The 26,148-nt window shown below is 66.6% G+C and carries 28 protein-coding genes and 1 tRNA gene; 17 read left to right on the top strand and 12 right to left on the bottom strand.

Annotation, left to right across the window (positions count from 1 at the left end; all coding sequences use genetic code 11):
- Nucleotides 1–7: 7 nt before the first annotated feature.
- From ASD42_RS25710 to ASD42_RS25700, 3 genes are read right to left on the bottom strand one after another with little or no spacing between them, the layout of a single operon-like run.
- Complete coding sequence (locus ASD42_RS25710) at nt 8–634, bottom strand: MBL fold metallo-hydrolase (RefSeq protein WP_056821261.1); 627 nt, start codon at nt 632–634, stop codon at nt 8–10.
- Nucleotides 628–1,713 (bottom strand): S-(hydroxymethyl)mycothiol dehydrogenase, encoded by a 1,086-nt coding sequence (locus tag ASD42_RS25705; protein WP_056821260.1) that lies wholly within the window; start codon nt 1,711–1,713, stop codon nt 628–630. The genes ASD42_RS25710 and ASD42_RS25705 overlap by 7 nt, the downstream gene beginning before the upstream one ends.
- 57 nt (nt 1,714–1,770) lie before the next feature.
- On the bottom strand, nt 1,771–1,989 hold the full coding sequence (locus tag ASD42_RS25700; RefSeq protein ID WP_056821259.1) for a three-helix bundle dimerization domain-containing protein: 219 nt from the start codon (nt 1,987–1,989) through the stop codon (nt 1,771–1,773).
- Nucleotides 1,990–2,166: 177 nt separating this feature from the next.
- On the opposite strand from ASD42_RS25700, the gene ASD42_RS25695 reads away from it, so the two are divergent.
- Complete coding sequence (locus ASD42_RS25695; protein ID WP_056821257.1) at nt 2,167–3,084, top strand: alpha/beta fold hydrolase; 918 nt, start codon at nt 2,167–2,169, stop codon at nt 3,082–3,084.
- A 3-nt stretch (nt 3,085–3,087) separates the two neighbouring features.
- Here ASD42_RS25695 and ASD42_RS25690 read toward each other — a convergent pair whose 3' ends face one another.
- Nucleotides 3,088–3,768 (bottom strand): TetR/AcrR family transcriptional regulator, encoded by a 681-nt coding sequence (locus tag ASD42_RS25690; RefSeq protein ID WP_056821256.1) that lies wholly within the window; start codon nt 3,766–3,768, stop codon nt 3,088–3,090.
- Between the two features lie 156 nt (nt 3,769–3,924).
- Between ASD42_RS25690 and ASD42_RS25685 the strand changes: the two genes are divergently transcribed.
- Nucleotides 3,925–5,958, top strand: coding sequence for a CocE/NonD family hydrolase (locus ASD42_RS25685; RefSeq protein WP_056821255.1), 2,034 nt, complete (start codon nt 3,925–3,927; stop codon nt 5,956–5,958).
- A gap of 71 nt (nt 5,959–6,029) precedes the next feature.
- On the opposite strand, the gene ASD42_RS25680 is transcribed toward ASD42_RS25685, so the two are convergent.
- The 3 genes from ASD42_RS25680 to ASD42_RS25670 are packed head-to-tail and all read right to left on the bottom strand — an operon-like array spanning nt 6,030 to nt 8,096.
- Entirely contained in the window at nt 6,030–6,803 is a 774-nt protein-coding gene (locus tag ASD42_RS25680) for a DUF72 domain-containing protein (protein WP_056821254.1), read from the bottom strand.
- 27 nt (nt 6,804–6,830) lie between these two features.
- On the bottom strand, nt 6,831–7,790 hold the full coding sequence (locus tag ASD42_RS25675) for a TIGR03557 family F420-dependent LLM class oxidoreductase (protein ID WP_056821253.1): 960 nt from the start codon (nt 7,788–7,790) through the stop codon (nt 6,831–6,833).
- 21 nt (nt 7,791–7,811) lie between these two features.
- Nucleotides 7,812–8,096 carry a plasmid stabilization protein gene (locus ASD42_RS25670; protein WP_056821252.1) on the bottom strand — a complete coding sequence of 95 codons (285 nt, stop codon included), beginning with the start codon at nt 8,094–8,096 and terminating at the stop codon, nt 7,812–7,814.
- A gap of 117 nt (nt 8,097–8,213) precedes the next feature.
- Between ASD42_RS25670 and ASD42_RS25665 the strand changes: the two genes are divergently transcribed.
- The 5 genes from ASD42_RS25665 to ASD42_RS25645 all read left to right on the top strand — a co-directional run bounded on the left by ASD42_RS25665 (nt 8,214) and on the right by ASD42_RS25645 (nt 13,901).
- Complete coding sequence (locus ASD42_RS25665) at nt 8,214–8,879, top strand: rhomboid-like protein (RefSeq protein WP_327153527.1); 666 nt, start codon at nt 8,214–8,216, stop codon at nt 8,877–8,879.
- A gap of 101 nt (nt 8,880–8,980) precedes the next feature.
- Entirely contained in the window at nt 8,981–9,979 is a 999-nt protein-coding gene (locus ASD42_RS25660) for a YdcF family protein (RefSeq protein ID WP_056821251.1), read from the top strand.
- 115 nt (nt 9,980–10,094) lie between these two features.
- Nucleotides 10,095–10,994 (top strand): metal-dependent hydrolase, encoded by a 900-nt coding sequence (locus ASD42_RS25655; RefSeq protein WP_056821249.1) that lies wholly within the window; start codon nt 10,095–10,097, stop codon nt 10,992–10,994.
- Entirely contained in the window at nt 10,991–12,085 is a 1,095-nt protein-coding gene (locus ASD42_RS25650; protein WP_056821248.1) for a PDR/VanB family oxidoreductase, read from the top strand. The genes ASD42_RS25655 and ASD42_RS25650 overlap by 4 nt, the downstream gene beginning before the upstream one ends.
- 43 nt (nt 12,086–12,128) lie before the next feature.
- Nucleotides 12,129–13,901 carry an SDR family oxidoreductase gene (locus tag ASD42_RS25645; protein WP_056821247.1) on the top strand — a complete coding sequence of 591 codons (1,773 nt, stop codon included), beginning with the start codon at nt 12,129–12,131 and terminating at the stop codon, nt 13,899–13,901.
- Nucleotides 13,902–13,906: 5 nt separating this feature from the next.
- On the opposite strand, the gene ASD42_RS25640 is transcribed toward ASD42_RS25645, so the two are convergent.
- Nucleotides 13,907–14,410, bottom strand: a complete 504-nt coding sequence (locus ASD42_RS25640; RefSeq protein WP_056821246.1) for a hypothetical protein — start codon at nt 14,408–14,410, stop codon at nt 13,907–13,909.
- A gap of 520 nt (nt 14,411–14,930) precedes the next feature.
- Here ASD42_RS25640 and ASD42_RS25635 point away from each other — a divergent pair.
- Together ASD42_RS25635 and ASD42_RS25630 are read left to right on the top strand one after the other, a co-directional pair.
- Nucleotides 14,931–15,935 (top strand): zinc-binding dehydrogenase, encoded by a 1,005-nt coding sequence (locus tag ASD42_RS25635; protein WP_056821245.1) that lies wholly within the window; start codon nt 14,931–14,933, stop codon nt 15,933–15,935.
- A 362-nt stretch (nt 15,936–16,297) separates the two neighbouring features.
- A tRNA-Ile gene (locus tag ASD42_RS25630) sits at nt 16,298–16,371 on the top strand.
- A gap of 107 nt (nt 16,372–16,478) precedes the next feature.
- On the opposite strand, the gene ASD42_RS25625 is transcribed toward ASD42_RS25630, so the two are convergent.
- The 3 genes from ASD42_RS25625 to ASD42_RS25615 all read right to left on the bottom strand — a co-directional run bounded on the left by ASD42_RS25625 (nt 16,479) and on the right by ASD42_RS25615 (nt 18,219).
- Nucleotides 16,479–17,006 carry an isochorismatase family cysteine hydrolase gene (locus tag ASD42_RS25625; protein ID WP_200950517.1) on the bottom strand — a complete coding sequence of 176 codons (528 nt, stop codon included), beginning with the start codon at nt 17,004–17,006 and terminating at the stop codon, nt 16,479–16,481.
- Between the two features lie 48 nt (nt 17,007–17,054).
- On the bottom strand, nt 17,055–17,531 hold the full coding sequence (locus ASD42_RS25620; protein ID WP_056821242.1) for a hypothetical protein: 477 nt from the start codon (nt 17,529–17,531) through the stop codon (nt 17,055–17,057).
- A 115-nt stretch (nt 17,532–17,646) separates the two neighbouring features.
- Nucleotides 17,647–18,219, bottom strand: a complete 573-nt coding sequence (locus ASD42_RS25615; protein WP_056821241.1) for a TetR/AcrR family transcriptional regulator — start codon at nt 18,217–18,219, stop codon at nt 17,647–17,649.
- 124 nt (nt 18,220–18,343) lie between these two features.
- Here ASD42_RS25615 and ASD42_RS25610 point away from each other — a divergent pair, with 124 nt between their 5' ends.
- Entirely contained in the window at nt 18,344–19,363 is a 1,020-nt protein-coding gene (locus tag ASD42_RS25610) for an aldo/keto reductase (RefSeq protein WP_056821240.1), read from the top strand.
- Between the two features lie 77 nt (nt 19,364–19,440).
- Complete coding sequence (locus ASD42_RS25605; RefSeq protein ID WP_156677585.1) at nt 19,441–20,022, top strand: hypothetical protein; 582 nt, start codon at nt 19,441–19,443, stop codon at nt 20,020–20,022.
- On the opposite strand, the gene ASD42_RS25600 is transcribed toward ASD42_RS25605, so the two are convergent.
- On the bottom strand, nt 20,009–20,470 hold the full coding sequence (locus ASD42_RS25600; RefSeq protein WP_235569825.1) for a nitroreductase family deazaflavin-dependent oxidoreductase: 462 nt from the start codon (nt 20,468–20,470) through the stop codon (nt 20,009–20,011). The two genes, ASD42_RS25605 and ASD42_RS25600, sit on opposite strands and share 14 nt — an antisense overlap.
- A gap of 270 nt (nt 20,471–20,740) precedes the next feature.
- On the opposite strand from ASD42_RS25600, the gene ASD42_RS25595 reads away from it, so the two are divergent.
- The 6 genes from ASD42_RS25595 (at nt 20,741) to ASD42_RS25570 (ending at nt 26,120) form a co-directional block, all read left to right on the top strand.
- The gene (locus tag ASD42_RS25595; protein ID WP_056821236.1) at nt 20,741–21,667 is read left to right on the top strand and encodes an ABC transporter ATP-binding protein; all 927 of its coding nucleotides are present in this window, start codon (nt 20,741–20,743) and stop codon (nt 21,665–21,667) included.
- Nucleotides 21,664–22,476 carry an ABC transporter permease gene (locus tag ASD42_RS25590; protein ID WP_056821235.1) on the top strand — a complete coding sequence of 271 codons (813 nt, stop codon included), beginning with the start codon at nt 21,664–21,666 and terminating at the stop codon, nt 22,474–22,476. Before ASD42_RS25595 ends, ASD42_RS25590 begins: the two co-directional genes overlap by 4 nt.
- Complete coding sequence (locus tag ASD42_RS25585) at nt 22,476–23,618, top strand: sensor histidine kinase (protein WP_056821234.1); 1,143 nt, start codon at nt 22,476–22,478, stop codon at nt 23,616–23,618. Before ASD42_RS25590 ends, ASD42_RS25585 begins: the two co-directional genes overlap by 1 nt.
- Entirely contained in the window at nt 23,615–24,235 is a 621-nt protein-coding gene (locus ASD42_RS25580; protein ID WP_084465328.1) for a response regulator transcription factor, read from the top strand. Before ASD42_RS25585 ends, ASD42_RS25580 begins: the two co-directional genes overlap by 4 nt.
- A 60-nt stretch (nt 24,236–24,295) precedes the next feature.
- A complete protein-coding gene (locus ASD42_RS25575) occupies nt 24,296–25,525 on the top strand; it encodes a vWA domain-containing protein (RefSeq protein WP_056821233.1) in 1,230 nt (409 codons plus the stop codon).
- A gap of 106 nt (nt 25,526–25,631) precedes the next feature.
- Entirely contained in the window at nt 25,632–26,120 is a 489-nt protein-coding gene (locus tag ASD42_RS25570; protein WP_056821232.1) for an FBP domain-containing protein, read from the top strand.
- Nucleotides 26,121–26,148: the final 28 nt, after the last annotated feature.

The raw sequence follows: 26,148 nt of genomic DNA, 5'->3' as shown, positions 1-26,148 counted from the left end.
CGTCAGGTCAGTGTCCGCGGGCGATCCATTCCGCGAGCGCGGGCCGCTCCGTGCCGATGGTGGTCGTGTCACCGTGGCCGGTGTGGACCGTCGTCTCCTCCGGGAGCGTGAGCAACCGGTCACGGATCGAATCGATGATCGTGTCGAAGTCGGAGAACGAGCGGCCGGTGGCGCCGGGGCCGCCCGCGAACAGGGTGTCGCCGGTGAACAGGGCAGCGAGATCGGGGAGGTGCAGGGAGACCGAGCCGGGGGAGTGGCCGGGCGTGTGCAGGATGTCGATGTCGATGCCCGCCACCGTGATTCGCGCGGTGTCCGCCAAGGAGCGGTAGTCGGCGTTCGGGTGGGTCATGCGCCAGAGGGGCTCGTCGCCGGGGTGAAGGAGGACGGGGGCGTCGAGGCGTTCGGCCAGTTCCGGGGCGACGGTCACATGGTCGTTGTGGCCGTGCGTGCACAGGATGGCGGTGACCTGACGGTTGCCGACCGCGGCGGCGATGGCGTCGGCGTCGTGGGCGGCGTCGATGACGAGCACCTCGTTGTCGTCACCGATGAGCCAGACATTGTTGTCGACATCCCAGGTACCACCGTCGAGCGCGAAAGTGCCCGAGGTGACCACTCTTTCGATGCGGGTCACCAGACCACCACCGAACGCAGCACCTGGCCCTGAGCCATCGCGGCGAAGGCCTGCTCGACCCCGTCGATGTCGATCCGTTCGGTGACGAACCGGTCCAGCGGCAGTCGGCCCTGGCGGTAGAGGTCGATGAGCATCGGGAAGTCGCGCTCGGGCAGACAGTCGCCGTACCAGGAGGATTTCAGCGCGCCGCCGTGCGAGAACAAGTCGATGAGCGGCATCTCCAGCTTCATGTCGGGAGTCGGCACACCGACGAGCACGACCGTGCCCGCCAGGTCGCGCCCGTAGAACGCCTGCTGCCAGGTTTCCGGTCGGCCGACCGCGTCGATCACCACATCGGCGCCGAAATCGCCGGTGAGTTCCTTGATCCGCTCGACCACGTCCTCGCTGGTCGCGTCGATGGTGTGCGTGGCGCCGAAATCCTTGGCCCAGTCCAGCTTTCGCTGATCACGGTCGATCGCGATGATCGTGCTCGCACCGGCGAGGCGCGCCCCGGCGATGGCCGCGTCACCCACGCCGCCACAGCCGATCACCGCGACGCTGTCACCGCGTGAGACATTGCCGGTATTCATGGCGGCGCCGATCCCGGCCATCACGCCACAGCCGAGCAGACCCGCAACGGCCGGATCGGTCTCGGAATCGACCTTGGTGCACTGCTTTTCGTGCACGAGGGTCTTGTCGGCGAAGGCACCCACCCCGAGGGCGGGGGTGAGCGGGGTGCCGTCGGTGAGCGTCATCGGGACGCTGGCGTTGTGGGTGTCGAAGCAGTACCAGGGGCGTCCGCGCCGACACGCTCGGCATTCACCGCAGACCGCGCGCCAGTTGAGGACGACGAAGTCACCCTCGGCCACGTGGGTCACGGCGGCGCCCACGGTCTCGACCACACCGGCAGCCTCGTGACCCAGCAGGAACGGGAACTCGTCGTTGATCCCGCCGTCGCGATAGTGCAGGTCGGTGTGGCACACACCGCAGGCCTGGACGCGGACGACCACATCATGGGGTCCCGGATCGGGAATCACGATGTCGACGGTTTCGACGGGCGCATCCTTCGCGCGGGCTATGACCGCGCGGACGGTGTCTGGCATGCGGACCTCCTCTTGGTTGACGTATCGACGCCAACGCTAGCGGTGCCGTGCGCCCGATCAGTCCGGGATGGGTGGGATCTCGCCCGTCGGCGGGCCGAGTTCTTCCTTGACGTGGTGCTCGACGAGCAACGGAACATAGTCGCGGATGTGTACCTTGCCGAACGCGTCGTACACGTGGTGCACGATGTCTTCGAGTTCGGCGGGCGCGATGGTCGGGTACCGAATGATCAACCGCTCGATGACCTCGTCGAGTTGGCGGTTCTCGTGAGTAGTCATATTCCAGGGTTACCCGGAGACGACGTCGATCAACGGGTCGTTGCCTACTTTTCGTCGCGTCGAAGGGGTTCGGCGACGGTGGCCGGATAGCGCAGGTGCCGGAGTTCTGGCGTCACCGCCAGAGAACAGGCGCGATGGCCGCCTTCGACGTGGACCTCCGACAGCTATCCTCGCCCCATGGCCGAGGACTCGTTGTTCCTGGATCCCACGATCGGTCGACCCACGGGCAAGGTCGGATACTTCCCCGATCAGCGGGGCTTCGACCGATTCGCCGCCGCCTACGTGGACGGCATGGCGCTGCTGCCGAAACCCGATGCGATGGCCGCGATCGCGACCCCCTTCGGACCGGTCCGCGCGTATCGATTCGGACCCGGCGGTGACGTTCCCGTCGTGCTCCTGTCCGGACGCCAGGCCTCGACGCCGATGTGGCGGTCGAACCTGGCGAGTCTGGCGGAGCGGCGCACGGTGTGGTCGGTCGACAGCATCGGCGAGCCGGGCGCGAGCACCCAGCGCCGCGAGCTGACCGACGGGGCCGACCAGGCGGAATGGATAGCGGAAACGATTGCGGGACTGGGTGTTCCGCGTGCGCACCTGCTCGGCGTGAGTATCGGCGCGAACCTGGCCGTGCAGACCGCGCTGCACCGGCCTGAGTGCACGACCTCGATCACCCTGCTCGATCCGGCCAATACCTTCGCGTCGTTGAGCTGGAAGATGATCGTCGTGTCGCTCGGCAGCGCGATCCCGATGATGCCCGCGAGTCTGCGCAACAAGCTGCTGAGCTGGATCTCCGGTGGCGTCCCGGTCGACGAGTCGGTGCCGGAAGGTCGACTGATCGCCTCCGGAATGAAGGACTACCGGGGCGCGCAGCCGTTGCTGGCGCGCCCCACCGAGGACCAGTTGCGGGGACTCACGGTGCCGACTCTCGCCCTGTTCGCGGGCCGCAGCATCGTCCACGACTCGGCGAAGGCAGCCGCAACGGCACGCCTGATCCCCGGCGCGCAGGTGGAGGTCTGGCCGGACGCGTCGCACGCGATCAACGGTGAATACCCCGAGCGGATCGCCCGGCGATTCGCCGAATTCACCTCGGGACTCTGACGGTCAGTTCGCGCCGCGCTCGACAGAGCGGGTCGCCTTGCCATCCGGTCCGATTCGCGTCAGTACCGCGCTGATCACCAGACACCCGCTTTCGACGACATCGGTCAGCGGTTGGCGGTATTCGTCGAGCACCCACTTCTGGGCGATGATCACGATGGCGCCGACCAGTCCGAACAGCACCGTGCGCACACTGACGGCGGGATGGGTTTCCAGGTCGACATGCGGGGTGACCAGGGCCATGCAGATGTCGACCAAGGCGTCGAGAACGCCGTAGTAGGCCCGGTCGACCGCGGGGCTCACACCGAGGATCTCGAAGAACGCGATCCGGGGAACCCGTGGGTCGTCGCGGATGAGCTGGAAGTACGCGGTCAGGCCGACGCGCACCTGGGTATCGACGTCGGCGCCGGGATCACTGAGCCCGGTATGGATCGCCTCGATCATCCTGGCGGCCGTCTCGCGATACACCTCGAGCAGCAGATCTTCACTATCGGTGAAAGATTCGTAGAAGTAGCGTTTGCCGACGCCGGCCGCCGCGCAGATCGTGGTGACCGTGGTGTTGCGGTAACCGTCGACGCCGAAGGCCTCGGTAGCCGCTTCGATCAGCCGAGCGCGGCGTTCCTGTTGACGTTGCCCCGGTGCGGCGCCGCGGTAGCGGCGACCGTCGTCGAGTTCGGACGCTGTCACAGTGTCAATTGTTTCAGGCGGCCGCGGCAGGGTGCGCGCGGGCGCTTGATTTTGGATCGCCCAGAACATGTTCTTGCGATCGAACGTGACCCACGCTACGTTACTTCCCGGTACGGGAACGTTGTGGTTCCCGATGGTGGAGGGCTGAACCGAAGCATGATCAAACATCGTGGGCGACTGGCCGCGCTGGCCGCGTCCGTCGTCGTCTTGGCGGGCGCCGTCGCATCCGCGCCGCTCGGGCAGGCATCGCCGAACGCCGAGGGTCTCGACGCGCAGTTCGTCGCCACCCACAACGGGCCGCAGCAGTACCCCAACGTCTTCATCGAGTGGGACGTGCCGATCACGATGAGTGACGGCACCGTATTGAAAGCCAACGTCTATCACCCCGCCGGTGCGGACGGTCAGCCCGTCGCGGAGCCGACGCCCACCATCGTCAACATGACGCCCTACACCAAGCTGGTCTCCAACCTCGCCGACTCGGCGCTCGCGGTGCCCGGCCTGTCGGACCTGCTGATGCCGGTGCTGCAGAACCTGGACTTCACGCCGTTCGGTTTCAGCAGCCTCAGCGACATCATGCACGCGCTGCCCGGCGGCGCGGCGCGCACCTTCGGCGTCGACCGGAACCTGATCCGCGGCGGTTACACCCAGGTGGTCGTCGACGTGCGCGGCACCGGTTTCTCGCAGGGCACCTGGCAGGTGTTCGGTGAACGCGAGCAGATCGACGGCGTGGAAGTCGTCGACTGGGCGGCGAAACAGGGCTGGTCCGACGGCAAGATCGGGATGAGCGGCATCTCCTATTCGGGGATCAACCAGCTGCAAACCGCGCAGCGTCATCCCGAGGCGCTCAAGGCGATCTTCCCGGTCGTGCCGGGTAGCGACCTGATCCGCGATGTCGCGGCCCCCGGTGGTGCGCTCGGGATCGGGTTCATCCCGGCCTGGCTGCTCGCCGTCGACGGCGCGAAGCTGCTGCCCGACCTGATGTCGATGCTGAACGGGAAATTCGACTGGGTCTGGCTGCGCGACCGGGTGACTGATCCGTTCACCTTCTTCAACGTGCTCATCGCCGCACTGACCACCCCGAACATCGAGCAGATCCCGCCGGAGATGGCCTCGATCCTCGACGACGAGAGCCCGCTGCGGACCGCCTGGGTCGGCGCGCCCGAACAGGTGCAGGTGCCGACCTTCCTCTACGGCGGCTGGCACGACATCTTCACCTACTCCACCCCGCGCATCTACAACGCGGTGAACGTGCCCGCCGAGCAGAAGAAGCTCATCATGGACGACGTCTACCACGTGACGGTGAGCTCGGGTCTCGGTCAGCCGGGTGCGCCCGCCCCGCTGGAATCGTTGCAGCGCGCGTGGTTCGACAAGTGGCTCAAGGGAATCGACAACGGCATCGATCGCTACGACCCGGTCACGTTGTGGCAGCAGGGAAGTAAGCAGTGGACCACCGACGTCGCCTTCCCTCGACCCGGCATGCAGCATCGGCGGATGTACCTCGACGCGGCCTCCTCCGGCACCGCGCCGGGCGCTCGCCACGACGGCAGCCTGCGCACTGCTCCCGGTGCAGCACAGCGTCTCTCGGTGGACCCGAGCCTGACCACCATCTGCGCGCGTGATGCCGCACAGGGCACGGCCGGATTGGTTCCGCTCCCCGACGTCTGTTCGAAGGACGCCCGGATCAGTGAAGGGGCCGCGCTCACCTTCACCACGGCGCCGGTCTCGCAGCCGACGAGGATCTCCGGGCCGATCGCCGCACACCTGAACACCGTGCTCGACGCCACCGACGGCTACTGGACGGTGACGGTGAACGATGTAGCGCCCGACGGTACTTCGACGGTCTGGTCGCAGGGGCAGCTGACGGCTTCGTTGCGCACGGTCGACGAGCCCAAGGCGACCCGCTCACCGAACGGCGACTACACCGACCCGTACCCGTACCTCACCCTGGACACCCGTCAGCCGATCGTGCCCGGCGAGCCGACGACGATCGACATCGGCGTCCGCGCCACCGACGGTGTCCTGCTGCCCGGCCACCGCCTGCGCGTCGACGTCTTCGCGAGCAACTTCCCCAGCGGAATCCCGCTGCGCCCGTTGCTGAACGAAAGCGGCCTCCGCACCCAGCACCTGGAGCTGGACCCGTCCCGCCCGAGCTGGATCAACGTCCCCCTGGACACCGATCCCGGCTGGTGACATCCGGTCGACCCCGCTTCCGACCGCGCGACGGATCCTCGATCGCGCGGCCTCGAGGCGGGGTTCGCTGTTTATCCTGCGGTCGCGTGTACTTCGGGCACTCGAGTCGCATCCGCGCCCGCGCCCGCGGCCAGGTGGGCGAAGGTCACGGCGTCACGCACCGCCGCGCCGCCGTGATCGTTGTTGAAATAGACGTAGCTGTCGGCGTCGGGTGACCAGGTGTCGAGCAGCCGATGTGCCCAGCCGCTCAACGCCTGCTTGCCGTAGGACGGCAGGGGAGTAGCGCGGCCCGCGTGCAGACGTAGATAGGCCCAGTCGGTGGTCCGCCACAGCGGTGTGATCGGCCGGGAATCGCGGTCCGCCCACGTAAGCGCGGCGCGATGGGATCGGAGGACGGCGCGGGTCTCGTCTGTCCACCACGATTCGTGGCGCGGTTCCACCGCCACTCGCACCGAGTCGGGGAAGCAGCGCAGACAGTCGTCGAGCAGATCAGTGTCCGCGCGCAGGGTCGGTGGCAGCTGGAGCAGGATCGGACCGAGACGCTCGCCCAGCCCCTCGGTCCTGTCGAGCAGGCGCCGCACCGGTTCGGCCGGATCCCGCAATCGCTTGATGTGGGTCAGGTAGCGGCTCGCCTTCACCGCCATCACGAAGCCCGCGGGCGTGCGCTCCCGCCATGCGGCGAAGTTCTCCCGGCTCGGCAACCGATAGAACGCGCTGTTCGACTCCACCGTCGCGAACTCCTGCGCATAGTGCTCGAGCCACTGCCGCACGGGCATGCCCTGCGGGTACAGCACGTCGCGCCAGTCGCGGTACTGCCAGCCGGACGTGCCGACGTGCATGGTCATTCGGCCTGCCTCCCTCCGGAGCGCGGGTCAGATCTCCGAACGCAACAGGGGCGCGAGTTCGCTGCTGTAGAAGTCGAGGAACGCGTCCATGTCGGCTCCCGCGTTCATCAGCACCACATGATCGAAGCCCGCGTCGGTGGCCTTGCGTACCGCCTCGACGTAGCGTTTCGGATCATTGCCGCAGACAAAGGATTCGAGCATGTCGTCGACTCGCACGGTGCTCGAGGCGGCGGCGAAGTTCGCGGGATTGGGCAGCTCGCTCATCACCTTCCAGCCCCCGGTCGACCACCGGTTCGTCGACAGCGCGGCTTCGGCGCCCTCGCGATCGGTCTCGGCGAAGGCGACACCCACTTCGACATAGCGTGGGCCCGAGCCACCCTCCTGCTGAAAGGTCCGCACGAGTTCGGGATCCGGCTCGGTGGCGAACAACCCGTCGCCGAGTTCGCCGGCGATCTTCGCCGCGCTGGGCCCACCCGCGGCCACCGCGATAACCGGCAGGGTCTCCGGCAGATCGAATACCCGCGCGTCCGACAGGTCCAGGAACTCGCCGTAGTAGCTGCGGTAACCGCCGCGCCACAGCAATCGGATGATCTCGAGCGCCTCGCGCAACATCCGCTGCCGGATCGCCACCGGCGGAAACTCATGGCCCACAATGTGTTCGTTGAGCCGCTCGCCCGAACCGATTCCCAGGGTGAACCGCCCGTCGGACAGCAGCGCCGTGGTGGCGGCGGCCTGAGCGATGATCGCCGGGTGATAGCGGATGATCGGGCAGGTCACGCCGGTAGCCAGCCCGATCTGCTCGGTGTGGGCCGCGATCGTTCCCAGGACGGTCCACGCGAACGGTGAGTGGCCTTGATTATCGAGCCACGGGTGGAAGTGGTCGCTCATCTCGACGAAGTCGAAACCGGCCGCTTCGGCCCGAACTGCCTGTCGAACAAGCTCTTTCGGGCCGAAAGCCTCGGCCGCCAACTTGAATCCGAGCTGCATGGCGCACCTTTCGCAGTGGGGTCAGCTGCGGCCGAGAGCGTTGGCCAATTCCTGCTTGTTCATCTTGGAGCGGCCGTCGATATTGCGGCGACGGGCTTCTTCGTAGAGCTGATCGCGGGTCTTGCCGCTGCCCTGGGACCGTTGGCCGCCCGAACCCTTCGTCTCGCCGTGCTGGGCGCGAGTCTTGTTCACCGTCCGCGCGGCGATCTCCTCGGCGCGTTTCTCGCCGCGGCCACGCTCGCGTTCCGATTTCTTGATGTCCTTGTACTGCCGTTCGCGCTTGTCGCTCCACGCTTGCTGGGGCATGACCTGCTCCTCCTCCGATCGGGATGTCGACTCTGATGGCCGCCTACCCGCAGATTCGCCGAGGAAACAGGAGTCCACAGCAATACTGTGGCAATCCATGCCTGGCACACTGTTCTGGTGGGCGCACCGAGCAGGATGGCGAACCGCGGGTGGCGGTGGATCCGCAGCGCGCCCGGTACCTACCTGTGGCTGGCCGCTCTCGCCGTGACCACGGTGATCATCGATCTGCTCCCGCCGGAGGAAGCCAGGCAATGGCTCGATCACCGGTCGACGAACCTGCACCACCTCGGCCAAGATCCCGTGCGCGTGCTGATCACCAGCGCGTTCTGGACCGACGGCAGCGGATGGCTCGCCTACGCGGTGCTGTTCACGATCTTTCACGCCAATGCCGAACGCTGGCTCGGCACCCTACGCTGGCTCGTGGTCGTCGTGCTCGCGCACGTGGGCGCCACCTATCTCAGCCAGGGCGTGGTGCTGTGGGCGATCCGTAGCGAGGACGCGCCCGAACGGGCGATGTACATCCTCGATGTGGGCGTCAGCTACGCGTTGGCCGGTGTCGCCGCGGTGCTCGCCTACCGGTTCGTGGCGCCGTGGCGCTGGGGGTACGTGCTCGGGGTGCTCGCGGTGGTGGTTCCGCCGATCTTCCTCAACCGCACGTTCACCGATATCGGGCACGCGAGCGCGGCCGCCATCGGGTTCGCCTGCTACCCGCTGACGCGAGGTCGCGGACGCCGGTGGAATCCTGGCGTACTGCTGAAACGACGGTTCACCGCCGAGCGATGATTGCTTGTTATTAGCTGGTTGAGTCCATTTTCGTGTTTCGCTCAGGCCACCCGTCGAGGACTGGCGATCGCTGCGAGCCCCGTGCTCACTAGGGTGGGCTGGTGATCTTGCTGGCGATAGGTGTGGTTCTGCTCGGTGTTTTCGCGCTGTGTTTCCGTCAGGAGCGGCGCCGATTCAGCAACGGAGTGTTGCTGCTGCTCGGAATTCTGTGTGTCGGCGCCGCACTGATCGGTTCGGGCGTCGAAGGAGCCGCCCTGGGAACTCTGGTCTTCTTCGCGCTCGCGCTGTCGCCGCTGCTGGTGTTCGCCCTGGCAGGGCTGTTGATGCTCAACGGCGTGGTGATGTTGCGCCGCGAGGGCGTACGCCTGGCAAATCTACTGTCCCTCGGTCTCGGCTTCGCGCTGCTGGTTCCGTATGTGTTGTTGCTGATGGCGGTGATCGCCGAGGGGGCGGTGTTCGGCGTGTTGCTGCTGGCGGTCGTGCTCGTCGCCGCCTATCTCGGCTTCGTACTGGTCGCGTTCCTGTTGTACTCGGTCGTCTACGGCGGGGTGACCCGTACCGACGACGCCGTCGCGATCGTCGTGCACGGCTCCGGCCTGCTCGGTGACCGGGTCCCGCCGCTGCTGGCGAGCAGGCTCGACCGCGCGCTCGGCATCTGGCGCGCCGCGCACGGCCCGTCGCCGCTGCTGGTCACCAGTGGCGGCAAGGGTTCCGACGAGAGGGTCGCCGAAAGTGCCGCGATGGCCGACTACCTGGTCGAGCACGGTGTCCGCGACGACGAGATCCTGCGGGAGGACCGCTCGACGACCACCCGCGAGAACCTCCTGTTCAGCCGGGAACTGCTCGCCCGGCGCGGGATCGACAGGCGCATCCTGCTGGTCACCAGCAATTTCCATGTCCTGCGGACCGCTGTGCTCGCCCGTCAGGTCGGGCTCGACGCCCAGGCCGTCGGCGCCCCGACGGCACGCTACTACCTCCCCAGCGCCGTCCTGCGCGAATACGTCGGGATTTTGGTCGAGTACAAGGTCGTCAACGCCGTGATATGCGCGGCGTTGGTGGCGGTGCCGGTCGCGCTGGCGATCTTCGGTGAAGCCGCTTGACGAATTTAGGTGTTACGTAAAGTTATGGATAGTTGTATCATCGGAGCTACCGAGTAGGACGCAACGGCGCGACCTGGTGCGCGGGTAACCGTGCGCGGTTGATCGAGGAGTACCGATGAAGCTATTTCCTTGGGGAAGAGAAAGTCCGGAGATCGATCCGGGCGTGGTGGCGTTGCACGCGCGCAATGTCACCTTCGACTGGTCCGGCGTCGACCTGCAGTGGATGTCCGCCGAACCCATCGCCAGTCATCTGATCAGCGCGCTGAACATGCTGCTGCCCGAGGGTGAGCGCATGTTCATCGAGACCTATCGCGAGGCGTTGCCCTACGTCAAGGACGAGAAGCTGCGCGAGGACATGCTCGGTTTCATCGGCCAGGAGTCCATGCACGCGCAGACCCACGGCAAGGTGCTCGAGGAGGTCTTCACCGCGCACGGCGTCGACGCGGACCCCTACCTGCGGCAGATGGAATACCTGTTCCGCATCTCGCTCGGAGCCCGCGGCGACGATCGCGTCGGCCGCCAGATGCTGGTGGAACGGCTCGCCTTCATCGCCTGCCTCGAGCATTTCTTCGCCTGGCTCGGCGACTGGATTCTCAACGCCGACCTGGAGAAGTTCGGCGCCGACCCGCGAATGGTCGACCTGTTCCGCTGGCACGGTGCCGAAGAGGTCGAGCATCGCAATGTCGCCCACGATGTCGCGGAGTACTTCGGGGTCGGGTACGTGCGCCGCTGCGCGGCGATGACGCTGGTTTTCCCGATCTTCCTCGTGGTGTTGGTGCGTGGGGCGCGCTTCCTCGTGCAGCAGGACCCGCAGCTGTCCGATCGGGGCTATACGCGGCTGCTCGGCGGGGTGTTCGCGGCGATGTGGCGTGGTGCGCTGCCCGGCGTTCCGTCGTTGCTGGTGAGTGCGCTGTCGACCTTCCAGCCCGGATACAACCCACAATCGGTCGGCTCCACGGCGCAGGCCATCGCCTACCTGGCCGCTTCGCCGGGTGCCCGCGCGGCCGCGTCGTGACCACTCACGACATCCCGGCCGACCTTTACGGCAAGCGTCGTCACGACCCGGCGATCAGGATCATCGATGCCGTCGCGACCGCCCGGCTGCGCTGGACCGCGCTGGTCAACCGCAATGATCTGCGACCGCGCGTCGACGACCGCCGCCTGCCCGTGGTGGTGACCGAACGCCGGATCGAAGCACACGACCAGGACGTGGTGAGCCTGCGCCTCGAGGCGCCCGACGGCCGAGTCCTGCCGCGCTGGCGGCCCGGCGCGCACCTCGACCTCGAATTGCCGTCGGGCAGGCTGCGGCAGTACTCGCTGTGCGGCGACCCCGCGTACCAACGCGCCTACCGGGTCGCGGTGCGCCGGATTCCCGGCGGCGGTGGCGGCTCGATCGAGGTGCACGACGCACTACCGGTCGGCAGTCGATTGGTGGTCCGCGGGCCACGCAATGCCTTCCCGTTCGCGGTGCCGGGGCACGGATCGCCCTCGCGGCGACTGCATTTGATCGCCGGTGGCATCGGCATCACGCCGATTCTGCCGATGGCCCGGCTCGCGCATCGGTTGGGTGTGCCGTGGACGCTGGTCTACAGCGGACGCAGCCGCGACACCATCCCCTTCCTGGCCGAGATCGAGAGTTTCGGCGCGAATGTCGTCGTGCGCACCGATGACGAACACGGTCTGCCCGTCGCGGCGGATCTGCTGACCGGCGTCGATCCCGGCACCGCCGTCTACGCGTGCGGCCCGACCCCGATGACCTCGGCGATCGTCACTGCGGTGCGCGAGATGCCCGAAGTGGAGCTGCATTTCGAGCGGTTCTCGCCGCCGCCGGTCGTCGACGGCACGCCGTTCGAGATCGAATTCGCCTCCAGCGGCGAGGTGGTCACCGTCGATGCCGACCGCACCGTGCTCGACACCATTCTCGATACGCGCCCCGACCAGCCCTATTCGTGCAGGCAGGGTTTCTGCGGCACCTGCGTGGTGCGGGTCCGCTCCGGCGAACCGGACCATCGCGAGACCGTGCTCTCCGCTGCCGATCGTGCCGAGGGCGCCATGCTCGCGTGTGTATCCCGTTCCCGCGGTGAGCGATTGGTGCTCGACCTGTGAACCTTTTCGGGGACAACTCAGTGGACAGGGAGTCCGACAGATCATGACGAACGACAGCCCGCAGCCTGCGAACCAGCGCACCGTCCGCAGCGGTGATTTCGACATCGCCGTGTTCGAATACGGCGACCCGACCGCCGACACCATCGTGCTCGTGCACGGCTGGCCCGACACCCATCACCTGTGGGACAGGGTGATTCCGCTGCTCACCGAGCGCTTCCACGTGGTCGCCTACGACACCCGTGGCCACGGTGAATCCACCCGCACCCAGCGCACCGACGACTTCCGTCTCGACGAACTCGCGCGCGACTTCTACGCCGTGATCGACGTGGTGAGCCCCGACCGTCCCGTGCACGTACTCGCCCACGACTGGGGTTCGGTGCAGGTGTGGGAAGCGGTGTGCGAGCCGCAGGCCACCGCGCGCGTCGCCTCGTTCACCTCGGTCTCCGGCCCCAACCTCGACCACCTGTCCAGCTGGGTGCGCGACCGGCTCTCCCGTCCCACCCTGCGCAATGTGTGGCAGCCGATGACCCAGCTCGCCTCCTCGGCCTACACCTTCTTCTTCATGACTCCCGGGCTTCCGCGCGCCACGTTCAACGCCATCGGCACCGAAAAGGTGTGGCAGCGCGCGGTTTCCCTCATGAACGACACCCCCGCCGCCAATGTGAAGCTCGGCCCGACCTTCCGCCGCGACATGGTCGACGGGCTGCTCATCTATCGCGCCAACATCGTGGCCAGGATGCTGTCCCCGCGCGAGCGCCACACCGAGGTGCCGGTGCAGTTGATCGTGGCCGGACGCGATGTCGCCGTGCGGCCCGCGGGCTACGACGATTCGAGCAAATGGACCGACCGGCTCTGGCGTCGAGACGTTCCCGCCGGGCACTGGATGCCGTTCTCGCATCCGGAGCTCCTCGCGACCGCGACCACCGAGCTGATCGACGCGCTCGACGGTGCGGGGATCTCGCGCGGACTGGCCAGGGCCGAAGTGGGCACTGCGCGCAGGGAATTCGAGCACAAGCTGGTTGTCGTCACCGGTGCGGGTAGTGGCATCGGCCGGGAGACCGCACTGGCCTTCGCGCGGCTCGGTGCCGAAGTGGTGGTCTCCGATGTCAACGAGCTCGCCGCCAAGGCCACCGCCGAGCTCGTCGCATCGGAAGGTGGTGTGGCGCACTACTATCCGCTCGATGTGTCGAACGAGGACGCGGTTCGCGCGCACGCCGACATGGTGATCGCCGCGCACGGCGTGCCCGATGTGCTGGTCAACAATGCCGGTGTCGGTCAGGCCGGCGGGTTCCTCGACACTCCGTCGGAGGAGTTCGACCGCGTGCTGCGGATCAACCTCGGCGGTGTCGTCAACGGCTGCCGGGCTTTCGGCGCGGCGATGGCCGATCGTGGGCTCGGCGGGCACATCGTGAACCTGTCCAGCATGGCCGCCTACAGCCCGCAGCGCGACATGGCGGCCTATGCCACCAGTAAGTCGGCGGTGTTCATGTTCTCCGACTGCCTGCGGGCCGAACTCGCCGACCGCGGCATCTCGGTGTCGACCGTGTGCCCGGGCATCGTGCATACGAATATCGTCGCCACCACCCGCATCTCGGGTGTCTCCGCACAGGAGGAGGCGGCCGCGCAGCAGAAGTTCGACAAGCTCTACGAGCGGCGCGGTTACACCCCCGACCGGGTGGCGGCGCAGATCGTGAAGGCGGTGCGGACCGGGCGCGACATCGTGCCGGTGACGCCGGAATCGTGGGTGCAGTATCGGATCAACCGGATCGCACCCGGCGCGGTGCGGTTCGCCGCCCGCCGGATGAAGCTGGTCTGAGTCGGCTACGCCCGGCGCAGTTGCTCCTCCACGGCGGCAACGTGCCGGGCGTCCACGCCCCATGGGTCCTCGACGCCGACCTTGCGGTCCAGGTCCCACAGCACGCACTCTTCGTCCGGTCGCGCCACCAGCGACCAGGCGACCACGGTGCGGCCCAGTTGTTCGACCATGGTGCCGTGATTCTGCGTGCTCTCCCCGACGCCCTCCGGGAAATGGTGCAGGAAACGTCCGTAAGCCTGCTCGCAGAAGCTCGCGTAGAGCTGGGTGCAGAGAATGAAGCCGTGCCACGCCTCGTCGACCGCGTGCGAGGGCATGCCGATCACCTGGTCGTCGCGAATGGCGGCTCCACAGCACCGTAACCATTGGCGCAGACCGGTTTCCACGAGTTCGCGAGGTTGCCAGGGCGAGGTCTTGAAGATCGCATCGGGTAGACGCAGGGCGGCGACGGTGCGGTCGACGGTGGGGAGGTCGACTTGCCGTGTGCCGGGCCGGAGGAAAGAGAACGCCACAATTCACTGTAAGGCCACTGGCGGTGGGGGTGCCGCGGGCGGGTTCGGGCGTTAGCCTGCGGGCATGGTGATAATGCTGCTGCTCGGTTTCATAGTGGTGTGTATCGGCGCGGTGGTGACGACCATCGTGTGGCTGATTCAGCGGTCGATTCGGTCGCAGGGTGCGCCCCCGCTGGATCGGCGATGGGTGGCCGGGTCGGCCGGGGTGACCGGATACGTCGACGGGACTTCGAGTCAGCCGTGGGATCCGGGCAGTCCGTCCGGTGGCTGCGGTGGGGGTTCGAACAGTGGCTGCGGCGGCGGTTCGAACAATGGCTGCGGTGGTGGGAGCAGCAGTAGCTGTTCCGGCGGAAGTAGCAGCAGCTGTTCCGGCGGGAGTAGCAGCAGCTGCGGGGGTGGGAGCAGTAGCAGCTGCGGTGGCGGTTCCTAGTCGTGTGACGTACGTCCTAGTGTCCTTGACCTGAACTCGGCTCGAGGTTTCATCCTTGACTCGTTCGGTCAACGTCACGAAGGAGTCGCCATGCGTGCAGTGCAGGTCAAGGAATTCGGCGGGCCAGAGGTCCTGGAAGTGCTGGAATTCCCCGTACCGCAACCGGATTCGGCCGAAGTGGTCGTCGACGTCGAGGTCGCCGACGTGATGTTCCTCGACACCCGGCTGCGCAGCGGATGGGGTCAGGACTTCTTCCCGCTGAGTCTGCCCTACGTCCCCGGTGGTGCGATCGGTGGCGTGGTGAGCGCGGTCGGCGCCGAGGTCGATCCCGGCTGGATCGGCAAGCGCGTCGTCACCCAGACCGCGGCGAGCGGCATCGGCGGGGGTTTGCCCATCGGCGGATACGCCGAGAAATCCCTGGCCAAGGCCGCCACTCTGACCGAGATCCCCGACGGGCTCACCACCGAGCAGGCTGTCGGCCTCGCCCATGACGGCCGCACCGCTCTTGCTGTCTTCGACAGGGCTGCGGTGCAACCGAATTCGTGGGTGTTGATCACCGCCGCCGCGGGTGGACTCGGCACCCTGCTCATCCAACTGTCCGTCGCGGCCGGCGCGCAGGTTGTGGCCGCGGCCCGCGGTCCGGAAAAGCTGGCGCTGGCAACACGATTGGGCGCTGCAGCGGTGGTCGACTACTCCGCCGAGGGCTGGGAGCAGCAAGTCCGCGAGATCACCGGCGGGGGAGCGTCGGTCGTGTTCGACGGCGCGGGTGGCGCCATCGGTGGCGCTGCGATGGTCGCCGCATCCGACAAGGGTCTCTTCCTCGGATACGGTTCCGCCGCAGGGGATTTCGCACAGGGTGACACCGATGCGGCGGTCGCGCGCCACGTCACGGTACTCGGCCTGTTCGATATCGTCGGCGGCGACGTCGATTGGGTCGGCATCACTGCCCGCGCTCAGGAAGCGGTAGCTACGGGCTCGCTCGAAGTCGTTATCGGGCAGACCTTCCCGATCGAGGAGGTGCGGCGGGCTCACGCGGCGATCGAAGACCGCTCCGCCCTTGGTCGTACCTTGTTGACGATCGGCGCGTCAGTGTAACTTATTGTGCGCCGCAACGGAATACACGTTAAGTTATGTTCCGTGCAGGGACTGATTATCGTCGCAGTGATAGCTGCGGTTCTGTTGTTGGTAATAGGAGTGATCAAGTTGGCCAGCAACCCAGGGGGCAACATCGAACGTCGCGACCGCGATGTTCGAGTGCGGGGAGGCCAACGAGCCGAGCGCTCGTAACCCTTACCCTTGGGTGTAGCACACAACGGCGATCGGTCGCCGCGTCTTCCTCGGAAGCCGCGCCCCGATCGCCGTTCCTGTATCCGGCCCGACACGACCACCGCGCCAAGTGGTCAACCCCGCACTCCGCCGGGTACCATGCGACTCGCCCGCGGAGACCCCCGCGGCGAGGGGCGGTAGCTCAGTCGGTTAGAGCCGCGGACTCATAATCCGCTGGTCGTGGGTTCGAGCCCCACCCGCCCCACTTCCCCTCCTGAACTGCGGTTTATCCCTATCTGTCGGCTCGGTGCCACCTCCGAGCGGCGCACTATCTCCGACTGCAGCAACCACCATCCTCGCGGCTTTCGGCAGCTATTCGGAGGTCGTGCGAGATTCCGTAATCGGGGGAGAGGCGTTGAGCATCTCGAGTACGTCGGACGTCGGGCGTACGTCACCGTACGAGCGGTAGATCGTGTGGAGGGTTGCGTTGTGCTCGTGGTCATTCCGTGCGGCATTGGCGTCGGCGACCATGATCGTTCGGAAGCCGAGGGTCGAGGCATCACGGGCGGAGGACTCGCTGCACACGTTGGTGACGGTGCCCGCGATCAAGATCGTGTCGATCGCGCGTTGTTCGAGCAGTCCCGGCAACGAACACCGGCCGGGGAAGAACGCGCTGAATGCGGATTTCTCGACGAACAGGTCACCCGCGCCGACGGTCAGACCAGGCCAGAGGCGGTCGGGCAGCGGACCGGAACCTCCTGTGCTGCTATAGCTTTCGGCGACTCGTGGGCCGAAGAACTCGATCGCGGCGTCGGTGGGTTCCCCGGCGCTGGGCAGAACCCAGGCAACCGTCCCGCCGACCGCTCGCAGGGCATCGGCGATCCGGTTGATGTTGGGCACGATCCCACGGCCGTAGGCATGGTCCAGTCGGCGGTGCGGCTTCTGGGATCAGAACAGGATCAGCGCGGCACACAGTCCGGCGAGGGCGATGAACTGCAGGGCGACCCGGTACTTCAGAATGCTGTCCCACTTGTCCTGCAGCGCGCGGGCATCGGCCGGAATGATGCCGCTCAGTGCGGCGGCGGTCTGCTGGGTATTGATCGGCTTGGCGATGCGGACGTAGAAGGCGAGCCAGGTGAGCAGTGCTGCCACCGTGATGCCTGCCGCGACAGCGGCGCCGATCTGGCCGGCCAACAGTGCGATCAGCAGGGTGAGCACCGCGGCGACCACGCCGCCCGCCCCGACGATCGGCATCCGCTTGTCGCCGTAGTAGTGACCCCATCCCGCACTCACGGTCACGGTCGCGTCGTCGAGCTTGCGGTACACGGACCGCATGATGACGGCCCCACAGACATCGGTGCCGTAGACAACGGCATTCGCGAGAACGGCGACGACGGCGATGATCTGGCCGGTGACAATGAGCATTTCGGGTCCCTCTCCAATATCTAGCAACGCTAGAAGCTGGAGCAACGGTAACATTCGACCGCTAGTCTGTCTAGCGCTGCTAGAGTTTGGCGGCGCCAGGCTTCGCGTCTCAGGTCTACTTCGCGCTCAGTCCCGCGATGAGGAGGGCGACCATTCGGCGCGGGTTGTAGCGGGGAGTGTCGCCGCCGATGCAGAGATTGCCGACCGCGCGGAGCAGTTCGTAGGGGTCGATGTCGGGATGGATTTCACCTGCGGTGGTGGCGGCGGTGAGTAAGGCGGCGCAGGCGGGGACCAGGCGGTCGAGGAAGTAGGTATGGAGGGTTTCGAAGGTGGCCGCGTCGGATTGCAGTGCTTCTGCCAGGCCGTGTTTGGTGGTGAGGAAGTCGGCGAAGAGGGTTATCCATTCGCCGAGTGCGGCGTGGGGGGAGCCGTGGGCGGCAAGGAGGGCGGGGCCGGCTTCGGCGCACGCTTCGACCTGGTGACGGTAGACGGCGACGATGAGGTCGGCGCGGGTGGGGAAGTGGCGGTAGATGGTGCCGACGCCGACGCCGGCTCGGGTGGCGATCTCGCGGACGGGGACGTCGACGCCGGAGGCGACGAAGGCGGCCGCGGCGGCGTCGAGCAGCGCTTGCTGGTTGCGCCGGGCGTCCGCGCGTTTGCGCGGCGCCTCGATCGGGTTGTCGACCACGGTCGCGAAGCCTCCCTTGGCAAACGGAACGGTGTTCCGTATGTTGATTAGCGGAACATCGTTCCGCTTGGTCGAGGATGCCAGAACCGGCGAACCGAACCAAGCTCATCTGGGAGGAACCGCCATGCACTACCGCACTCTGGGCCGTACGGGCGTTCAGGTCAGCACGCTCGTGCTCGGCGCGATGAACTTCGGCAAGCTGGGAAAGTCCACACAGGACGAGGTCACCGCCATGATCGACGTCGCCATCGATGGCGGCATCAATCTCATCGATACCGCCGATATGTACGGCCAGGGCGAATCTGAGCAACTGGTCGGCAAGGCCATCGCGGGCCGTCGCGACGACATCGTGCTGGCCACGAAGGCGAGCATGCCGATGGGCGAGGAGCGCAATCATCGCGGCGGTTCGCGCCGATGGTTGACCACCGCGCTCGACAACAGCCTGCGCCGACTCGATGCCGACCACGTCGACCTCTATCAAATCCACCGCTGGGACCCCGAAACCAGCGACGAGGAAACTCTCGCGGCACTGACCGATCTGCAGCGCGCAGGCAAGATCCGCTACTTCGGATCCTCGACGTTTCCCGCCTACCGCATCGTGCAGGCGCAGTGGGCCGCCAAAGAGCATCACCTGAGCCGATACGTCACCGAACAGCCCAGCTACTCGATCCTCCAGCGCGGCATCGAAACTCACGTCCTGCCGGTCACCGAGGAATACGGCCTCGGCGTGCTCGCCTGGAGCCCGCTGGCCTCGGGTTGGCTCTCGGGCGCGATCCGCGCCGACCGCGAAATAACCACCAGCCGTTCGACATTCATGCCCGACCGCTACGACACCACCACCCCGACCAACCACGCCAAGATGACCGCCGTCGAACAACTAGCCACGGTGGCCGACCAGGCCGGCCTGAGCCTGATCCAACTCGCCCTAGGTTTCGTCACCGCCCACCCCGCCGTCACCAGCGCCATCATCGGCCCACGCACCATGGACCACTTGCACTCCCAACTGGCCGCCGCCGACACCGTACTGCCCCCCGAAGTCCTCGACGCCATCGATGCGATCGTCGCCCCCGGCACCGACCTCGCCCCCCACGAAAAGCACGACACCCCACCCTCTCTGCTCAACCCATCCCTGCGCCGCCGCTGAGGCAAGAAGCTCGTGGGCTTCCTCGATGTTCGAAACGGGTAGGTAGGCTGCGGGAACCGCGAGTTCTAGGGGGCATGGTGGCAGGTCGTACCGATGTGGGTGTTCGCACCTTTCAACTCAGGCTCCTGTCCACGTTCCGTCGCAACGATCCGATCGTCGATGACGCGCTGCGGAAACTGGGTGTCGGCCGAGACAAAATGGCGCTGGCTGCAGAAGAAACCGGGGATCTGTTCAAGCCGTCGGTGTGGTTCGAATCGGCTCCTGAACTGTTGGGTCCACCGCCATTCCTCAGCACTGAGCCGACAGGCTTCGCACCCCCGGCACCCGCCACGATGACGCGGTTCGGGTATGAGCTGCCCCTGTGGCCGGACTATGTCTTCGTCTACCTCGCGTCGCGAGACGTCATTCTCGCGTTCGACGGCGGATTCGTGCGATCGGCAGACGCTCCGCGCGCAACGCTGAATGGCATCGAGGACGTTCGTCCATGGGCCTGTGTCTACGACGAGGTCGTCGAGCGCTTCGGGCCACCGGTGGAGGAAGGCGATTCCTGGCCGCCGTTCACGGAGTACAAGTTTCAGATCGACGGTTCCGGCGGAGAGCTCGAGGAATACTGGTTGACCTTCTCGTGGAAGTTACTCCAGTCGGTCAAACGAGCATGAGGATGACGATCGGGATTGTGCGGTTGCCTGCGTGGCGTTGGTAGAAGTCGTAGCTCGGGAAGAACTCGATGAACTTCGGCCACAGGAGGTTTCGTTCCGCGTCGGTTGCTACGCGGGCTCGGACGGGGTGGGAGCGGGCGCCGATTCGGATGGTGGTGTCCGGGTTGGCTTTCAGGTTGTGAAACCAGGCCGGGTGGGTTGGTTGACCGGCTTTGGAGGCGGCTACGGCGATGAGGTCGCCGTCGGCGTGGTACATCAAGGGTGATGTTCGGTGGGTGCCGGACTTGGCGCCGACGTGGTCGAGGAGCAGGATTCGGGCATCGGGCCAGGCGGGCAGGTGGCCACCCACTCGGCCGTTGGTCCGGCGGTACAGGGCCACATGAAGTTTCGTCGATCGGCGGCCCAGGAAGATCCCGCGCTTGTTCAGGAACTGAGAACTCGATTCCACCAGCCGTGCCAGCAGTTACCTCTTGGTTTCACGCCTGGGATCGGCATTGTTCGGATCGCTCATGGCCCCTCCGATCTCGTTCTACTACGTTCAATAGTAGACCTGCGATGGACCGGCGGATGGTGAATCGTCAAGCGAGCAGGCGGCGGGTACGAGGTGGTCGCTGCTGGGACCGATGACGTATGTCATGACCGACCCATGCGAATCCCATCGCGCATCGGTGACTGCGCTTACTACTGGTGACACCCCGCGTCGACCACCGTAGAAGGCATGGGAAACACAGACGTCATCACCGCACGCGGGCTGCGCCGAACGTACGGTCGCGGCGACGACGCATTCGAAGCCGTCAAAGGTGTCGACCTCGAGGTGCACGAGGGGGAGGTGTTCGCGCTGCTCGGGACGAACGGTGCGGGCAAGACCTCGACGCTGGACATGCTGGAAGGGCTCGTCGCCCCCTCGGTGGGTGAGGTCGAAGTCTTCGGCCTCGACCCCCTCCGGCACCGCGCCCAGGTCCGCGCGAGGGTCGGCATCATGTTGCAGTCCGGTGGGTTGCCGGCCGAGCTGACAGTCGGCGAGACGCTGGAGATGTGGCGGGGGACGTGCACCGATCCGACCACCGCCGAGGCTGTGCTGGCGCAGGTCGGCCTGACCGATCGGGCCGGGGTGCGGGTCGGCTCGCTGTCGGGTGGTGAGCAACGCCGCGTCGATCTGGCGTGCGCCCTGCTCGGGCAGCCGCGCTTGCTGTTCCTGGACGAACCGACCACCGGCCTCGATCCGGAAAGTCGGCGTGGGACATGGCAATTGCTCGCCGACCTCAAAGCGTCGGGGGTGACGATGGTGCTCACCACGCACTATCTGGACGAGGCCGAAGCACTGGCCGATCAGATCGCGATCATGCACAAGGGCGCGATCGCCCGCAGGGGCACGCTGCGCGACATCGTCGAGGACCATCCGGCGCGTATCGCCTTCGACCACCCGGGACTGCCCGTGCCGCAGTTCCGTGGCGCCCGCGTCGATGCCGGCGCGCGAGTCACCATCAGCACCAACGATTTACAGGGCCACCTGTTCGAGCTGCTCGGCTGGGCACGCGAAGCGGGCGTGCGGTTGACCGGGCTCGAAGCACGGGCCGCGTCGCTGGAATCGGTCTTCCTCGATATCGCCGAGGCCACCACTCCCACCTTGATCGGAGCACGATGACTACCACTTTGCCCGCCAATGGATTCCGCCGTCGACCGCTCACCGCTCTCTCCAAAGCCGAGTGGCTGCAGTTCCGGCGCAACAAGACTCTCGTTTACATGGCGACGGTGTTCCCGATCGGCATTCCGGTGGTCACCTTCTTCATCGCCCGCAAAGATGCCGAGCCGACAGCGGCGATGGCGGCAGTGACCTTCGAAATGCTCGCGCTGCTCGCCTTGCTGTTCGTGCAGTACTACTCGGTGCTGTCGATGGTGACCACCCGCCGTAGCGAAGGTGTGCTGAAACGGTTGCGCACCGGTGAGGCCACCGACTGGCAGATCCAGCTCGCTCCGGCCATACCCGGTGCGATCATGACGGTCGCGTGCACGGCCGTCGTCACCGCGGTGGTCTACGGAACCGGCACACCCGCGCCGGTCAACCCGCTGGCGATCGTGGTCGCGCTCGTCGGCGGAACGGTGCTGTTCTCGCTGCTCGCCCTGGCGACCAGCGCGTACACCAAGAACGCGGAGGCGGCGCAGATCACCTCGCTGCCGGTGATGATCATCGCGATGCTCGGCATGTCCTCCATTCGTGGTGTGCTGCCGGACCGGCTGGCACAGTTGGCCGACTTGACCCCGTTCGCCGCCGTCTCCGACCTCATCTCCCTCGGCGCGGCGGGCAAGATGTCGGCGGTCGCCGAATCCGACGCCGCGCTGGGCTTCGTGGACACCGTCACCGAATCCGGCCGACCGTTTGCGACACTGGCGCTATGGACCGTGCTGGCGCTCGCGCTGACCCGCAAGAGCTTCCGCTGGGACGATCGCGGGTGATGCGCGCGACCGCCTGGTGGCACGAGTTGTCGGGGGCGGCCAAGTTCCGGCTCTACAGCCGGGTCTCGTTCCAGGCGGTGATCGCCGTGCTGGTCGTAGTGCTGGCGATCAAAGCCGAGTCTGTGCCGTCGGTGCTCGGGATCGTCGTCGCTGGCCTCGCGGCCGCTGTCGCACTGGAGGCGCAACCTGATTTCGCCACCTTCCCCGGCGTGGTGACGCGGCCACGGATGTTGCCGATCGCCGTCGCGGTGCTGGCCACACTGTGGGCGATCAGTGGGGTAGTCGCCCGAGTGGCGAGCAACGAGTCGACTGTCGTCAGCGCGCGCATGGTGGGCATGGCTGCGGTGATCATGGCGATCTTCTCCGTCATCCCGTTCACCCGCCACAAGTGGTGGATTCTGATCGGTCTCAGTGTGGCCACCCCGCTGCTGGTCTTCGGAACGCCGCTACGCGCAGGCCTTCAGGGGGCGGCGGTGCTGGTGATCACCGGGATCTGCGCGATCGTGTTGACCCGGCTCACGGTGTGGGGACTGGGAATCATCGACGAATTGGAGCGAACCAAAGGTGTCGAGGCCCAACTCCAGGTCGCCGAGGAACGGCTGCGTTTCTCTCGGGACCTGCACGATGTCGTCGGCCGCGGGTTCTCGGCCATCGCGGTGAAAAGCGAACTGGCGGTAGCGCTGTCGCGAGCGGGCGACAGCGAGCGGGCGACAGCGGAGATGGAAGAGGTCAGAACGCTGGCGGTCGAGTCGATGGGACAGATGCGCACCCTGGTGCGCGGCTACCGCAATATCGACCTGCGTGGCGAGGTGGCCGGGGCGCGGTCACTGCTGTCGGCGGCGGGATGCGAACTCGTCGTCGAGGGAGACGCGGCCAAGGTGCCCGCGGCATTCCACGAAGTCGCGGCCTGGGTGGTGCGGGAAGGCACGACCAATATCGTCGAACACTCGGCGGCGACGACCGCGACGCTCACCCTCGGCGGGTCGGGCATGTCGCTGCGCAACGATCGTCCGCAGGGCGCGATCGGCGAACGATCCGGGCTGCGCGGCCTCGGCGAACGACTCGCCGCCGTCGGCGCGACCCTCGACATCGCCACATCCAGCGACGAGTTCACCCTCGAAATCCATTGGGAGAATCAGTGATTCCCGTATTCCTGGCCGACGACGAAACCCTCATCCGCGCCGCGATGGCGACGATGCTCGGCCTGGAGCCCGATCTCGAGGTCGTCGCCCACGTCGGTTCCGGTGCGGAACTCGTCGCGGCCTGGCGTCGCAGGGCCGAGGAAGGTGAGCCCGCCGCGGTCGCCGTCATCGATCTGCAGATGCCGGGCATCGATGGCATCGACACTGCCGTCGAACTGCTGCGGATCACCCCTGGCGCAGGCACTTTGATCGTCACCAGCCACGGCAGGCCCGGCTATCTCAAGCGCGCTCTTTCCTCGGGTGTGCGCGGGTTCCTGCCCAAGACGACCTCGGCGGCGACGCTGGCCGAGGTGATCCGGTCGGTGCACAACGGGGGCCGATACGTCGATCCCGAACTTGCGGCCGAAGCCATCAGCGCGGGGGACACCGTCCTCACTGCCCGTGAGGCCGACGTCCTCGAATTCGCCGCCGACGGCGCGTCGGTGGAGGACATCGCCAAACGCGCGCACCTCTCCCCGGGCACCACCCGCAACTACCTGTCCTCGGCGATGACCAAGCTCGGCGTGTCCAATCGCTACGAAGCCGCACTCAAAGCTCGTGAGAAGGGTTGGATCTAGCGCGTTTTCGCTAGGGTGTGGGGCATTACGGCCGAGCACGGTGTGAGATGAGGAGCGACAGTGGCTGCTGCGCTGGTGAAGGGACAGAACGCTGGACTGGAGCCGGGCGAGGTGGTGCTGTCGGTTCGGGGCGGGGTCGCGGCCGATCTCTCCGCGCTGTTGGTGACCGAGGCGGGGAAAGTGCGCTCGGATGCCGACTTCGTCTTCTTCAATCAGCCACAGGCGCCAGGTGTTCGGCTCAACGGTGCGGGGCTCGAGATCTCACTCGGTGCGGTGCCGGGCGAGATCGCGCAGATTCGCGCGGTGATCACTGTCGCGGCGCAGGGCGATACGTTCGGATCTGCCGCGGCGCCGGTGGCATCGGTCGCTGATCGTGCGGGGAATGTATTGCACGAATACGTGATCGACGGACTCGATCGCGAGTCGGTGGTGATCGCGCTCGAGCTGTATCGCCGGGGCGAACAATGGAAGGTCCGCGCTGTCGGGCAGGGCTATGCGGGCGGGTTCGCCGACCTGGTCACCGATCACGGGGTGAGCGTCGACGACGAGCCGGAAGTCGTCGCGGCGCCCGAGGTTCGGACCGTGCCCGGCGAGGCGGCGCTGTCGTTCGACAAGCGGCAGACGCTGGACATGCGCAAGCGTGAAGTCGCGAAGGTGCTGATCGACAAGAGCGCTTTCGGCGCCAGAGCGCGGGTGGTGCTGGTGATCGACAAGACCGGCAGCATGCAGAAAATGTATCGCGGCGGCACCGTGCATCGGGTCGTCGAACGGATGATTCCGGTTGCCACCCAACTCGATGACGACGGCACGCTCGAGGCCTACCTCTACGCACTGACCTACGCGAAGCTGCCCGATATCACCGTCGCGGACGGGGAGCGGTGGGCACAGACCTACCTCCATCTCACCGGCACGCACGAGGGCATCGACTACGACGCCATGGGCGGTCGCAACGACGAACTGCCGATCATGCGCGCGATCATCGAAACCCTGACCGAGCCCACCCTGGTGCTGTTCTTCACCGACGGCGGCTTCGCGAAGAAACGCGAGATCGCCGCACTGATGCGCGAGGCCGCCCACTTGCCCGCCTTCTGGCAGTTCATCGGCCTGGGCAAAGCCAACTTCGGCGTTCTGCGCACCCTCGACGAACTCGACGGCCGCATCGTCGACAACGCGGGCTTCTTCGCCCTCGACGATATCGACCAGGTCGACGACGCCGAGCTCTACCGGCGCCTTCTCGGCGAATTCCCGGACTGGCTGCGCGCCGCCCGTACTGCGGGGATCGTCGGCTGACGGGTCGCCCAGCGTCGGCTGGGCGGTCGGAAATCCGGTTGTCTCCGCAGGTGGGGATCGTTAGCGTGTCTATCGTTTGCTGTTCGCAGACTGAAAGGATCAACGCATGGAACCCATTACCGAACGCGACATCAGGTCGTCGTTCGTCAACTGTTCGAAGGGTGACGCGAAGCGGTTGAATGTGCCGCGTGACCTGGGTGAACGGCCCTGGGACGACCTCGACTTCCTCGGCTGGACCGACCCGTCGTACGCGGGGCGCTGTTATATCTCGGTGCCGAGGGCGGACGGGCTGGTCAGCGTCGCTCTGCGGCACGAGACCGGCGGATCGGGCAAGACGCAGATGTGCACGATCTGCCTCACCACGCACTCGGGTGGCGGCGTTTCGCTGATGACCGCGAGCAAGACGGGCGAGTCAGGGCGCAAGGGGAACACGGTCGGCAGCTACATGTGCACCGATCTGGCCTGTTCGCTGTATGCGCGCAACAAGAAGCGGCCGTCGATGGGCAGCCGCTATCGCGAGGATCTGACGCCGGAGGAGAAGGCCCAGCGCGTGGTGGAAAACCTGAACGCCTTCGTGGACCGGCTCTACACCTAGCCGACCCGAACCACCGAACGACAGGAGG

Origin of the sequence: Nocardia sp. Root136, from assembly GCF_001427185.1 — a bacterium.
Classification (GTDB): Bacteria; Actinomycetota; Actinomycetes; order Mycobacteriales; family Mycobacteriaceae; genus Nocardia; species Nocardia salmonicida.
Note: the sequence above shows the minus strand (reverse complement) of the source record. Positions and strands in the feature narration are given on the sequence as shown.

What these genes read in the sequence shown, in the direction of transcription:
- ASD42_RS25570 (WP_056821232.1), top strand. Translation starts at nt 25,632, where the DNA reads ATGGAACCCATTACCGAACGCGACATCAGGTCGTCGTTCGTCAACTGT.
- ASD42_RS25695 (WP_056821257.1), top strand. Translation starts at nt 2,167, where the DNA reads ATGGCCGAGGACTCGTTGTTCCTGGATCCCACGATCGGTCGACCCACG.
- ASD42_RS25590 (WP_056821235.1), top strand. Translation starts at nt 21,664, where the DNA reads ATGACTACCACTTTGCCCGCCAATGGATTCCGCCGTCGACCGCTCACC.
- ASD42_RS25680 (WP_056821254.1), bottom strand. Translation starts at nt 6,803, where the DNA reads ATGACCATGCACGTCGGCACGTCCGGCTGGCAGTACCGCGACTGGCGC.
- ASD42_RS25595 (WP_056821236.1), top strand. Translation starts at nt 20,741, where the DNA reads ATGGGAAACACAGACGTCATCACCGCACGCGGGCTGCGCCGAACGTAC.
- ASD42_RS25645 (WP_056821247.1), top strand. Translation starts at nt 12,129, where the DNA reads ATGACGAACGACAGCCCGCAGCCTGCGAACCAGCGCACCGTCCGCAGC.
- ASD42_RS25655 (WP_056821249.1), top strand. Translation starts at nt 10,095, where the DNA reads ATGAAGCTATTTCCTTGGGGAAGAGAAAGTCCGGAGATCGATCCGGGC.
- ASD42_RS25635 (WP_056821245.1), top strand. Translation starts at nt 14,931, where the DNA reads ATGCGTGCAGTGCAGGTCAAGGAATTCGGCGGGCCAGAGGTCCTGGAA.
- ASD42_RS25620 (WP_056821242.1), bottom strand. Translation starts at nt 17,531, where the DNA reads ATGCTCATTGTCACCGGCCAGATCATCGCCGTCGTCGCCGTTCTCGCG.
- ASD42_RS25675 (WP_056821253.1), bottom strand. Translation starts at nt 7,790, where the DNA reads ATGCAGCTCGGATTCAAGTTGGCGGCCGAGGCTTTCGGCCCGAAAGAG.
- ASD42_RS25685 (WP_056821255.1), top strand. Translation starts at nt 3,925, where the DNA reads ATGATCAAACATCGTGGGCGACTGGCCGCGCTGGCCGCGTCCGTCGTC.
- ASD42_RS25700 (WP_056821259.1), bottom strand. Translation starts at nt 1,989, where the DNA reads ATGACTACTCACGAGAACCGCCAACTCGACGAGGTCATCGAGCGGTTG.
- ASD42_RS25670 (WP_056821252.1), bottom strand. Translation starts at nt 8,096, where the DNA reads ATGCCCCAGCAAGCGTGGAGCGACAAGCGCGAACGGCAGTACAAGGAC.
- ASD42_RS25585 (WP_056821234.1), top strand. Translation starts at nt 22,476, where the DNA reads ATGCGCGCGACCGCCTGGTGGCACGAGTTGTCGGGGGCGGCCAAGTTC.
- ASD42_RS25610 (WP_056821240.1), top strand. Translation starts at nt 18,344, where the DNA reads ATGCACTACCGCACTCTGGGCCGTACGGGCGTTCAGGTCAGCACGCTC.
- ASD42_RS25705 (WP_056821260.1), bottom strand. Translation starts at nt 1,713, where the DNA reads ATGCCAGACACCGTCCGCGCGGTCATAGCCCGCGCGAAGGATGCGCCC.